The sequence below is a fragment of the Plantibacter sp. MMLR14_011 genome (assembly GCF_001865025.1).
In the GTDB taxonomy this organism is placed as follows: domain Bacteria; phylum Actinomycetota; class Actinomycetes; order Actinomycetales; family Microbacteriaceae; genus Plantibacter; species Plantibacter flavus_A.
The window spans coordinates 90,039-101,748 of record NZ_MJGW01000008.1 but is presented as its reverse complement, the minus strand read 5'-3'; the positions used below and the strand labels follow the sequence as shown (position 1 = coordinate 101,748).

Genomic DNA, 11,710 nt, shown 5'->3' with positions numbered 1-11,710 from the left:
CTCCCATGACCACGTCGCTCCTCGCCCGCGACCTCACCCTGGGCTACGGCGATGCTCCGATCGTCTCCGAGCTGTCGCTCGAGGTGCCGGACGACTCGTTCACGATCATCATCGGACCGAACGCCTGCGGCAAGTCGACCCTGCTCCGCGGACTCGCACGGCTCCTGCGCCCGACCGCCGGCGCCGTCCTCCTCGATGGTGCTGACATCCGTGCGTCGAAACCGAAGGACACCGCTCGCCGACTCGGGCTCCTCCCCCAATCCGCCATCGCCCCCGACGGGATCACCGTCGCCGACCTCGTCGGGCGCGGCCGGTTCCCGCACCAGAGCGCGATGCGGACGTGGAGCCGGGCCGACGAAGCGGCGGTCTCGGAAGCGATGGCCGCGACGGGGGTCACGGAGCTGTCCCGCCGGCTGGTCGACGAGCTCTCGGGCGGCCAGCGGCAACGCGTCTGGGTCGCGATGGCACTCGCCCAGCAGACGAAGCACCTGCTGCTCGACGAGCCGACGACGTTCCTCGACATCGCGCACCAGATCGAGCTGATGGAGCTGTTCACGGATCTGCACCGCAGCGGCACCACCCTCGTCGCGGTCCTCCACGACCTCAACCACGCCGCCCGCTATGCGACGCATCTCGTCGCGATGCGCGACGGCGCGATCGTCGCCCAGGGCGATCCGCAGGAGATCATCACCGCCGACCTCGTGGAGGCCGTGTACGACCTGCCGTGCCGGGTCATCACCGACCCCGTCTCCGGTACCCCGCTGGTGCTCCCGCTCGGACGGCGGAGCCGGTGAGCGGGACGACGACGAATACGCCGCGGCGCCTCTTCGGCATCGCGCTGGGAGCGGACGGTCGCGGCGCCATGCTCGTCGCCGCGACCGGCCTCCTCATCGTGCACGCCCTGTCGGAGGCGGCGATCCCCGTGATCATCGGGGCGACCATCGACCGCGCGGTGGTGCCGTCCGATCCGGTCGCCCTCGGGGTCTGGATCGGTGTCCTGGTCGGAACCTTCCTCGTCCTGACGGTGAGCTACCAGTCGGCGTCGCGCCTCATGGTGTCGATCTACGGGCACGGCGAACAGGCGCTCCGGCACCTCACGCTCTCCCGGATGCTCCGGCCGCAGCTCTCACGACAGAACCTTTCGGCGGGTGAGGCCCTGACGGTCGTCACGTCCGACACCTACCGGGTGGCCGGCGTCGCCTGGTCGGTCGCGCAGCAGTCGGCGACCATCGCCGCGATCATCGGAGCCGCCCTGGCGATGTCGGTGATCTCGCCCGTGGCGACGATCGTGGTGTTCGTGTCGACCATCGGGATGATGCTCGTCATGCGCGTCGTGTCCCGCCCGCTGGAGCGCCGAGGGTTCGCCGAGCAACGGGCGGCGACCGAGGCCGGAGCGGTGGCCGCCGACTTCATGAGCGGGTTCCGAGTGCTCGTCGGCATCGGCGGGCGGGCTGAAGCCGTCCGGCGATATGACGCCGCCAGTGATGTCTCACGACGCGCAGCGACGGCCGCCGGGCGGTCCCTCGCCCTCTTCGACGCCGTGAGCGGCACGCTGGCGGCGTTCGTCATGGCCGCACTCGTCGGCTTGTCCGCCTGGTTCGCTGCGGATGGGCGGATCAGCATCGGTGAGCTCGTGACGGTGCTCGGTCTCGCGCAGTTCATCAGCGGGTACCTCGCACAGGCGGGTTCCTTCCCATCGAACTGGATCCACAAGCTCGCGTCCGCCAAACGCCTGGCCGCGGTCGTCGACGCCGACGACCTACTCGAAACGGGCGGTCGGCTGGACGAGATGTCCGACTCCGGCCCTGCGTCCGACGTCGTGCTGTCCTTCCGCCCGGAACACCAGGACCGACCGGTGGACGTCCATGCTGGTGAACTGCTCGGCGTCCGGCCGCCCGACAGCGACACCGCGCGCGCCCTCTCCCGCCTGCTCGGCATGCGGACCCCCGCGGAGCGCGGCAGCGTCTCGCTCGCCGTCGACGGTACACTCGTCGACCAGCTGGACCTCGACCCGGTGGCGTACCGCCGTCGTGTGGTCGCGCCACCGCACGGCCAGCGCATCATGAGCGGCACCCTGGCGGAAGCGGTCCGCGGTCATGACGCGACCGGCGACCCGGATGCGGTGTTCGTCGGCATGGCGGCGCTCGACGACGCGGTCGTGCAGCTCGGCGGTTGGTCGTCTCCGGTCGGTGAGGCGGGCAGACGGCTCTCCGGCGGGCAACGCCAGCGCGTCGGCATCGCCCGGGCGCTCCATGCCGGTGCGGACGTGCTCGTCCTCGACGAACCGACGTCGGCCGTCGACGTCCTCACGGAGACCCGCATCGCCCGAGCACTCGCGGCGCACGAGGGCACCGTCGTCGTCATCACCACCTCGCCGGTCCTGTTGAACGCCTGCGACCGCGTCGTCGAGCTCGCCCCCCGTTCGGAGACCCGCCATGACTGATCCCGCCATGGAGCCCACCACCGCCGAGATGCTCCCCGTCGCCGACGGCTCCCGCGTCCGAACCGTCGTCGGTGCCCTCCTCAGACGCCACCGCGGACGGACCGCCGCCGTGGTGGTCCTCTTCCTCGCCGCCGCCGCACTGGGCGTCGTGATGCCCGCGTGTCTCGGGCGGATCGTGGACGCCGTCGCTTCCGATGCCGGGCTGAGCGTCGTCTCAGGCTGGGTGGCCGCAGCAGCGGTCGGCGCTGTCGGGGCGGTCGCGGTGACGCTGTGGGCGACTCGGGTGCTCACGGGGCTGGTGCAGGACCTGCTCGCCGAACTGCGCGAGGACGTGTTCGCCTCGGCCATGCGGCTCCCGGTGAGCACCGTCGACGACGGCGAGCGTGCCGATCTCCTGTCCCGGGTCACCGGCGACGTCGACGCGGTCGCGGAGGCCGGCGGGAACGTCGCCCCGACCCTGCTCTCCGCCGGGTTCGCGATCGGGGTGTCGGCCGTCGCCCTGGCAGCCGTCGACCCGTGGCTCGCGCTCGCCGGTCTCGCCTCGGCGCCGTGCTACGTCCTCGGGACCCGTGCGTTCCTCCGGCGATCCCGAGTGGTGTTCCGCACGGTCCGGATCCGCGAAGCGTCGCGCAGTCAGGCCGTGCTGGACGCGGTCGACGGCGCGGAGACCCTCGCCGCGTTCGCGGGCACGGACCACGCGCTCGAACGCGTCCGGGAACGCGCGGCCGCCTCCATCGACGCGCAGATCGAGGGCGTGCGCGTCGCGAACCGTTTGTTCCGATGGATCAACTCGGGTGAGCTCGTCGGGCTCTCGGCGATCCTGGCGACCGGCTTCCTCCTCAACCTGCAGGGCACGATCACCGTCGGACTCGTGACCACCGCCGCGCTCCTGTTCCACCGGCTGTTCGATCCGGTGGGCCGGCTCATCTTCGGGCTGGACGACATCCAGCGGGCCACGGTCGGGCTGGCTCGGCTCGTCGGGGTCATCGACCTCGCAGCAGCGTCGTCCGCGATGCCGGAGTCTCCCTCGCCCGTCGGCGGTACCGCGGACGATGTCGCCGCACCGCCGGCGATCCGAGTGCACGACCTGACGTTCCGGTATCCGACCACGGACCGTGGGGTCACGCAGGTCACCCTGGACGTGCCGCCCGGGACGACCACGGCGCTCGTCGGCACGTCCGGCTCGGGCAAGAGCACCCTGGCGCGGGTCGTCGCCGGACACCATCCCCCGACGTCGGGGCGGGTGCTCGTGGGCCACGCCCCGTACTACCTGTCGCAGGAGCTCCACCACTTCCGTGGCTCGATCGCCGACAACCTCAGGCTCGGCGCGCCGGACGCCAGCCGGGACGAGATGGTCTCGGCGCTCCGTGCCGTCGGAGCCGAATGGGCGGTCACCGCGTTGCAGGACGACCCGGCGGCGGACCCGACCGACTCGCGGCCGTCGCCCGTGCCGCTGGACGAGGGACGCATCCAGCAACTCGCGGTCGCTCGGGCGTTCCTGGCGGACCCGGCGATCGTGATCCTCGATGAGGCGACGGCCGACGTCGGCTTGCACCATCGCGACGCCGTCGAAGCGGCGATCGCCGCCCTTCGGACGGACCGGACCGCGCTGCTCATCGCGCACCGGTTGGAACAGGCCGCCACCGCCGACCGGATCGCGGTCTTCGCGGACGGTCGGATCGTCCAACACGGCACGCACGCGGAGCTCCTCGCCTCGCCCGGCCCCTACCGCGAGTCCTGGCTCGCGCACAGCCCGCACCCGACCCAGCACACCGAACCGACCCGAGAGGCCGAGACTCCATGAAGATCCACCGCGGCATCGTGACCGCAGCGACACCCCTGAGTCCGAACCTGATCCGCATCACCCTCGGCGGTGCGGGCGTCGAGGACTTCGAGAGCACCGGCACGGGTGATGAGTACGTCCGCGTCTTCTTCCCCCACGGCGCCGACCCGACGGAGGTCTCGCTCCCGGTACCGGCAGGCGACTGGTGGGAGACGCCGGAGGGCTCCCCGCAGGCACCGATGCGGACGTACACGATCAGCGCCGTGCGGCAGGATCCCGTCGAGATCGACATCGACTTCGTCGTGCACGACGCCGGGGTCGCGGGGCCGTGGGCGGCTCGCGCCCAGCCCGGGCACGTGCTCGGCCTGAACTCGCCCACCGGTCTGTACGCGCCGCCCGCCGACATCGGTTGGCAGGTGCTCGTCGCGGACCTCAGCGGCCTTCCCGCAGTCAGGCGCATCGTCGCACAGACTCCGCGCGGACTGCGGACCCGCGTGGTGCTCGAGGTGCCGAGCGAGCGGGATCGGGTCGCGGTCGAGACGAACGACGACGTGACGGTCACCTGGGTGGTGGGCGGCAACGGACACGGCCCGAGCGCGCTGGGCCGACTCGTCCGGAGTGTCGTGGACGAGCGCCTCCCGCTCGATCACGGCTACATCTGGGTGGCCGGCGAGACGGTGGCGCTCCGCGACGTGCGCAAGTATCTGCGCAAGGAGCTCGGGCTACCCGCCACCCGGTTCAAGGTGGTCGGCTACTGGACGCCGATCGCAGCATGGGACGAGAAGTTCGCCGCCCTCCCGGCCTCGGTCCAGCGGGAACTCGAGGCGATCTGGGCGCCGATCGACGGCGTCGAGCCGGAGGACGTACAGATCCGGTACGAGGAGCAGCTCGAACGGCACGGGCTCTGACCTCTCGCCGGTCCACGGGTTCGGGTGTCCGGCCCAATAGGCTGAGGGCGAAAGGACGACACGGCCATGACCTCACCTGCCGGGCGCCGGAGACACGGCCGCCCCACCATCTCCGATGTCGCCGCGCTCGCGGGCGTGTCGGCCGGAGCGGTCTCGAAGGTCTTCAACGGCACGGGTCGCATCTCGCCGCCGACAGCCGAGCGTGTCCGGGAGGCCGCGCGCAAACTCAACTGGACGCCGAACCCGGCTGCGATCGCTCTCCGGACCTCGCGCGCCCAGGCGATCGGGCTCGTCCTCACCAGTTCCTCCCCGGTTCCCGAGGTCGGTGCGGCCAATGTCGGACTCATCTCCGGGATCGAGTCCCTCCTCAGTCCCCGCGAGTACGGGCTCCTCCTGAACGTCTTCCTCACGGGACAGCACGACGAGTCGGCGTTCTACCGGTCCCTCGCTGAGCGCCAGCGGATGGACGGCGTCATCCTCACCAATTCGGTGGTCGGCGACACCCGCTTCGACCTCATGCGCGACCTCGGTGTGCCCGCGGTGCTCGTCGGCACCCCGTGGAAGCCGGGCGTGGTCGACTACATCGACGCGGACCCGCCGAGCGCCGGCATCCCCGAGACGGTCGACCACCTCGTCGGTCTGGGCCACCGCGACGTCGCGTTCGTCAGCGGCCCCGCCGGGTTCGTGCTCCCGAACATCCGACGCGAGGCGTTCACTGCCCGGCTCGCCCATCACGGGCTCACCCCGCACTCCGTCTCGAGCGTCGGCTATTCGCCGGCGGCCGCCGCCGAGGAGACGAGTCGGCTTCTCGACGGGGCGGCACCGCCGACGGCGATCCTCTACGGCACCGACACCATGGCGATCGCCGGGATGCGGACGATCCAGAGCCGTGGCCTGCGGGTCCCCGAGGACATCTCGGTCGTCGGGTTCGAGGGGCTCGAGGTCGGCGAATGGGTCGACCCCCAGCTCACCACCGTCCAGCGGTTCGCGTTCCAGCGTGGGCGGGCGGCGGCGGCGAAGCTCCTCGGCCTTCTCGGTGAGACCATCGAGGAGGACGTACCGCTCGAGAAGCCGGTGCTCATCGTCCGTCAGTCCACCGCCCCGCCGCGCGGCCGCTGACGCGAGACCGGGACGCGTGGGGGTCGACACCGTGCGGTGCCGACCCCGATCAGCGGGCGTGAGCCCACCACCCCCTCAGAAGCTCAGTCTGACCATCCCGAGCTCTCGGACGGTCGGGAGCTCCACGATGATCGTGCCGTCGGCCACGGCCACCGGAGCCGGCGTCCGCCGATCGTCGAGGACCACCTCCGCCATGAGTTCGGCCGGGACGACGGGACGCCCTGTGGCCTCCGCCAGTCGCGCGGCGTCGATCTGCACCCGGATGCCGGTGAGCTCGGTCACCGCACGTTGCTGGCCCCGCATCGCCAACGGGTCGGTGAGATTGGCGAATGCCAGCATGAACGCCGCTCCGTCCGTCCATACCGCCGCATCCAGGAGCCCCGGGCCGTCGATCCGAACCAGACTCGATCCCCCGAGCGCGGCCTCGATCGTGTTGCCGAGCAGGGTGAGGTGATCACCGAGGAGTGTCTCGTGGTACAGCTCGGCGAGGTTGAAGCCGATGACCTGGACCGTCCCGGCGCCCGCCTGCACCGTCCCGCCGTCGTCCGACGCCGCCAGCGACGCACGGAACACCGCGGGGTCCACGGCTTCACCTCGCGGGTAGACCTCCTCCATGGGGAGGTCGGGGTGATCGGGCACGAACCGCCAGTGCACGACGGCTTCGGTGTTCGGCGCGAAGCGGGCCAGACGGGTTCCACCGATGATGCGGTCCGCGCCGTCCAGACCGGCGGCGAGTGCGCCGTCGGACGCGCGTTGCACGTAGTTGTTCCGGACGACCCCGGCCGAGCGGGCGGTCAGCGGTGCGCCCGTGAGCTCGGTCACGAGCGGTGTACCCCCGTCGATCAGGGGCCCGGCTCCGGTCACCACGAGCTCACCGCCGCCCTCGACGAAGGCACGCAATGCGGCGGCGGACCGTTCGTCGATCTCGTCGATCTCCGGGAGGACGACCACCCTGGTCTCAGGCAGTCCGAGCCGATGCAGGCCACGGGGGCCGACGAACTCGAACGGCGTCCGCAGCTCGACGAGTGCTTGGTACATGCCGGAGGCGGCCCGTCGCGTCCGGGCGTCGGCGAAGGCGTTGTCCACGTCCCAGACGCACACTTCGGCGACCGGGCGCGACTGCTGCCAGATCGCACCGATCTCGCGATGCAGCGTGAACGCCCGCTCGACCGCTGGAATCCAGCGCGTGTCGTGGATCCGCGCGGCGAACTTCGTGAACCACGGGAACGCTCCGTGCACGAAGCCGTCGACGATCCAGCCCACGGTCTCCTGACCCGCGTTGACGGAGTCCTTCCAGCGGTAGCCGTGCGACTCGGGCCCGACGGAGGTGATGAGCCCCACCGGCTTGTCGGGGTGGATGGACCGGGTCCGTTTCGCGTCGCGGCCGGCCGCCCACTGGGTCTCCCCCTCGTTGCGCGCCTGGTGGTCGACGAGGAAGAACGGGACATGCAGGCGGGCGACGTCGTCGCGAAGCTCGCCCGCCGCGAACGAGCCGAGGTTGGGGATGAAGCGCACCTCCGGCTTCACGTCCTGGACCGCCGCGTCCCAGTGGGCGACCAGGTCGCTCAGCCGCTCCCGGCGCCATCCCCGGTAAGCCCGCCAGGACTCTCCGTCGACGGCGTCGCGTGAGGTCGGCAGGGCGAGCCCGGACGCCGCGCGGAAGAGTCGCTGCGCGGTCTCGGTGTACCCGGGTCCGTGACCCTGCCACCGGTTCGCGAACACCGCGTCGATGTCGTAGTCCGAGGTGACCTCGCGTGCGACCTCGGTCGTGAACTCCCAGTTGTAGTCGCCGAACGCGTCCGTCACGAAGGTGCCCGGGTGTGCCCAGTGCTCCTGCAGTGCCCCGTCCTCGGTCCGGGCGATCCACTCCGGATGGGCGTCACGGACGTCCCGATGGACGGCGTGCGGGTCGATCCGAGCCATGACGACCATGCCACGACTCCGTGCGAGATCGACGATCTCGCCGAGGAGATCGCGGTCTCCGAGGTGCCGGCTGCGGTAGTGCAACGGGATCGAGGTCGGATAGAACGCGATGTACCCCCCGGCGCTGATGCAGATGGCGGTCGACGCGGTCCGGTCCAGGACGTCGGCCCACGCGTCGAGGTCGAAGTGGAGCGGGTCGTCCTCGACGAACGTCAGTTGTGTCCAGCGCTGGTCGCCGGAGAACCAGGCGATCGTGTCGGTTCCGGTCGTGAGCGGCTGTGTCGTCGTCATTTGATTCCCGTCGTGGCGATGCCCTTGATGATGTACTTCTGCGCGAAGAGGAAGAAGAGGAGGATCGGGACGAGCGAGATGAGCGACATCGCGAACATGATGCCGATCCCGCTCTGCGTCTCCGTGTCGACGAGCGATTTGAGCGCCACCGGCACGGTGTACAGCTTCGTCTTCGTCAGGTAGAGGAGCGGTCCGAAGTAGTCGTTCCACGTCCAGATGAAGGTGAAGATCGTCGTCGTGATGAGTGCCGGCTGCATGAGGGGCAGGATCACCGACCAGAAGATGCGGAACGGGCCGGCACCGTCGAGCATCGCCGCGTGGTCGAGTTCCCGCGGGATGGTGCGGATGAACTGCACCATGAGGAAGATGAACACCGCGTCGGTCGCGAGGAACTTCGGGATGAGCAGCGGGGCGTAGGTGTTGATCCACCCGAGCTCCGCGAACAGGATGTACTGCGGGATGATCAGCACATGGAACGGCAGCATCATCGTCATGAGCGTGAGGCCGAAGTACAGCTTGTTCGCTCGGAAGTTCAGCCGGGCGAGCGCGTACGCCGTCACGGAGCAGGAGAACAGGTTCCCGACGATGGCCCCCACGGCGATGAGACCGGAGTTGAGGAGGAACGCCGTGAAGGGCGTCCCCAGGGAGTCCCATCCGTCCCGGTAGTTCGACAACGTCACCTCGCTCGGGATGAGCCCCGTCTGCGACAGGATCAGGTTGCTCGGCTTGAAGGAACTCACCACCATCCACAGCAACGGGTAGAGCATGAGGAGCGCGAACACCACGAGGAGGATGTGGCGGACGATCCGTCGCGGTCGGCCGGCGTCCCGCTTGCGCCGGGTCGGCGTGCGATCGGGGTCGGCTGGAAGGGCGTCGAGGGTGGTACTGGTGATGGCCATCATTCGTCTCCGTAGTGCACCCAGCGGCGCGAAAGGATGAAGTTGCCCGCCGTGGCGATCGCAATGACGATCAGGAGGACCCACGCCATGGCAGCGGCGTAGCCCATGTCGAAGTTCACGAATCCCTCCTGATAGATGTAGAGGGTGTAGAACAGCGTCGAGTCGAGGGGTCCACCCGTGCCGCCACTGACCACGTGTGCTTGGGTGAACGCCTGGAACGCGCTGATCATCTGCAGGATCAGGTTCAGGAAGATGATCGGCGTGAGCAGCGGGATGGTGATCGACCAGAAGCGTCGCACCCGGCCGGCACCGTCGACCTCGGCGGCCTCGAGGAGTTCGTCCGGGACCTGACGCAGCCCGGCCAGGAAGATCACCATCGGCGAGCCGAAGGTCCACACGTTGAGGATGATCAGCGTCCACGGAGCGGTCGCGGGGTTCTGCAACCAGCTGTCCGCCTCGATGCCGAAGAACCCGAGCACCGTGTTGATGAGCCCTGCGTCGCCGAACAGCTGGCGCCACAGGATCGCGATCGCGACGCTGCCACCGAGGAGCGAAGGCAGATAGAAGGCGCTCCGGTACAGGGAGAGCCCGCGGATCCCCTTGTCGAGGATGACCGCCAGGAAGAGCGCGAAGGCGAGTTGCAAGGGCACGGAGACGAGCACGTACAGGCCCGTCACCCGTGCTGACGCCCAGAACCGCTCGTCGCCCATCATGCGGGTGAAGTTGTCGAACCCGATGAACGACGGTGCGGTCAGGAGGTCGTAGTCGGTGAAGGCGAGGACGGCGGACGCGATCAGCGGTCCTGCCGTGACGGCGATCATCCCGAGCATCCATGGGAGGAGGAAGACGTGTGCCACCCAGCCCTGCCGCTGGTGGGAGGCCCGACGCCGCTTCCGTCCGGTCGTCGTCGCGGATTCGGCCGTCCCGGTCCGCGCCTCGGGCTCGCGTTTCATGGTGAGGGTCATCAGTCGCCCACCGAGGAGGAGACGGCCGAGACGAAGTTCGACGCGGCCTGTGAGACCGAGGTGTTCCCGAGGGTCACGCCCTCGAGTTCGCGGATCATCACGGTGCGCCATGAACCGGAGCCCGCGGGAGCCTCGTATCGGGGCCGCTGCTCCTTCGCCGCGATGTCGCGGGTGGTCGCGATCACCTTCTGCTCGTCCGGGGTGGCCGACGGCTCGTACTCGTCGAGGAGCGCCAGGCTCGGTGGCGCCCCGGCCGACAGCCCCACCAGCTTCAGCAGGTCGATCGAGTTGAGGTTGTAGCTCATCAGTGCTCCGGCCGCGTCGACGCGGTCGTCCTCGATCCCGGCGTACATCGCGAACCGGCTGAAGTAGGTGAAGTGGTACCCGGGCGTCGCATCGGCGAGTGCCGGGACGTCCCGTTGCCGGAACTCGTAGTCGGGGAACGCTGCGGCCTCGTCGACGATGTGGTTCGAGTTGGCGAAGGTGGCGAGGACCTTGGCGCCGGTGTCGGACCAGCCGGGCTCGATGCCGTCCTGCTCGCTGATGCTGGTGGTCGCGCCCGCTTTGCGGAGCTGCTCCCACCAGTCGATCCACGCGGCGACGCCGTCCTCGCTCGCGGCCAGTCTGCCGTCCTTCGACCACAGGTCCTCGCCACGCTGACGCAGGAACGACTCGAAGGGCATGTCGTGGTAGGCGCCGTAGGTGGTGCCCTTCCGGCCGGCGGCGTTGTTCTTCGAGTAGTCCGTGAGGAACTCGGCCAGGCTGTCCCAGGTGAGCGTCTCGGGGAGCGCGATGCCGTCCTCGTCCATGAAGGTCTGGTTGTATCGGAGGACCGGGGAGAACATCGACTTCGGCAAGGTGTTGAGCTCGCCGTCGATCCGGAAGAGGTCGAGCTCCGCCTCGCTAAACGCCGAAAGGTCGAGGGTGCCGACGTCGTCGAGTGGCCGGTAGATCTTCGCGTCCCGGTAGGTCAACACCGCGGGCGAGGGGATCCAGAAGACGTCAGGAACGTCGCGCGCAGCCATCTGCGTGGTCATGCGCTCCTGGTAGGCGGTGTAGTCACCGAACTCGGGCTCGATCGTGACGTCGCTGTTCTGCTTGCTGAACAGGTCCATCCCGGCCAGATAGGCCTTCTGGCGTTCAGCGCCTCCCCACCAGGCGAACCGGATGGTGGTGGCACCGCCGGCTCCGGAACCGCCTCCGATGGAGCAGCCGGCGAGGGCGAACGCTCCGAGCGAGAGGGCGCCGACCCCGGCGTAGGTGAGGAATCGGCGTCGGCTGACGTCCTGCGGCATGTTCGACATGGTGTCCTTCTTTCGATACGGCGTTGTATGAGTGATGACGGTGCTGCGTTGACGGCGTCCCCAGGACGCCGGTGT

9 protein-coding genes are annotated in these 11,710 nt (G+C 69.6%); 5 read left to right on the top strand and 4 right to left on the bottom strand.

What is annotated here, in order from left to right:
• Positions 1-5 precede the first annotated feature (5 nt).
• The 5 genes from BIU99_RS04930 to BIU99_RS04910 all read left to right on the top strand — a co-directional run bounded on the left by BIU99_RS04930 (position 6) and on the right by BIU99_RS04910 (position 6,253).
• Complete coding sequence (locus tag BIU99_RS04930) at positions 6-794, top strand: ABC transporter ATP-binding protein (protein ID WP_082915814.1); 789 nt, start codon at positions 6-8, stop codon at positions 792-794.
• Positions 791-2,443 (top strand): ABC transporter ATP-binding protein, encoded by a 1,653-nt coding sequence (locus BIU99_RS04925; protein WP_071260003.1) that lies wholly within the window; start codon positions 791-793, stop codon positions 2,441-2,443. The genes BIU99_RS04930 and BIU99_RS04925 overlap by 4 nt, the downstream gene beginning before the upstream one ends.
• Positions 2,436-4,247, top strand: a complete 1,812-nt coding sequence (locus tag BIU99_RS04920; RefSeq protein ID WP_071260000.1) for an ABC transporter ATP-binding protein — start codon at positions 2,436-2,438, stop codon at positions 4,245-4,247. The genes BIU99_RS04925 and BIU99_RS04920 overlap by 8 nt, the downstream gene beginning before the upstream one ends.
• Complete coding sequence (locus tag BIU99_RS04915; protein ID WP_071259997.1) at positions 4,244-5,134, top strand: siderophore-interacting protein; 891 nt, start codon at positions 4,244-4,246, stop codon at positions 5,132-5,134. Before BIU99_RS04920 ends, BIU99_RS04915 begins: the two co-directional genes overlap by 4 nt.
• A 66-nt stretch (positions 5,135-5,200) precedes the next feature.
• Positions 5,201-6,253, top strand: coding sequence for a LacI family DNA-binding transcriptional regulator (locus BIU99_RS04910; protein ID WP_071259994.1), 1,053 nt, complete (start codon positions 5,201-5,203; stop codon positions 6,251-6,253).
• 75 nt (positions 6,254-6,328) lie between these two features.
• On the opposite strand, the gene BIU99_RS04905 is transcribed toward BIU99_RS04910, so the two are convergent.
• From BIU99_RS04905 to BIU99_RS04890, 4 genes are read right to left on the bottom strand one after another with little or no spacing between them, the layout of a single operon-like run.
• Positions 6,329-8,467 (bottom strand): alpha-amylase family protein, encoded by a 2,139-nt coding sequence (locus BIU99_RS04905; protein ID WP_071259991.1) that lies wholly within the window; start codon positions 8,465-8,467, stop codon positions 6,329-6,331.
• The gene (locus tag BIU99_RS04900) at positions 8,464-9,366 is read right to left on the bottom strand and encodes a carbohydrate ABC transporter permease (protein ID WP_071259988.1); all 903 of its coding nucleotides are present in this window, start codon (positions 9,364-9,366) and stop codon (positions 8,464-8,466) included. The genes BIU99_RS04905 and BIU99_RS04900 overlap by 4 nt, the downstream gene beginning before the upstream one ends.
• Positions 9,366-10,331 carry a carbohydrate ABC transporter permease gene (locus BIU99_RS04895; RefSeq protein WP_064293720.1) on the bottom strand — a complete coding sequence of 322 codons (966 nt, stop codon included), beginning with the start codon at positions 10,329-10,331 and terminating at the stop codon, positions 9,366-9,368. Before BIU99_RS04895 ends, BIU99_RS04900 begins: the two co-directional genes overlap by 1 nt.
• A complete protein-coding gene (locus tag BIU99_RS04890) occupies positions 10,331-11,635 on the bottom strand; it encodes an ABC transporter substrate-binding protein (protein ID WP_071259985.1) in 1,305 nt (434 codons plus the stop codon). The genes BIU99_RS04895 and BIU99_RS04890 overlap by 1 nt, the downstream gene beginning before the upstream one ends.
• Between the last annotated feature and the right edge of the window lie 75 nt (positions 11,636-11,710).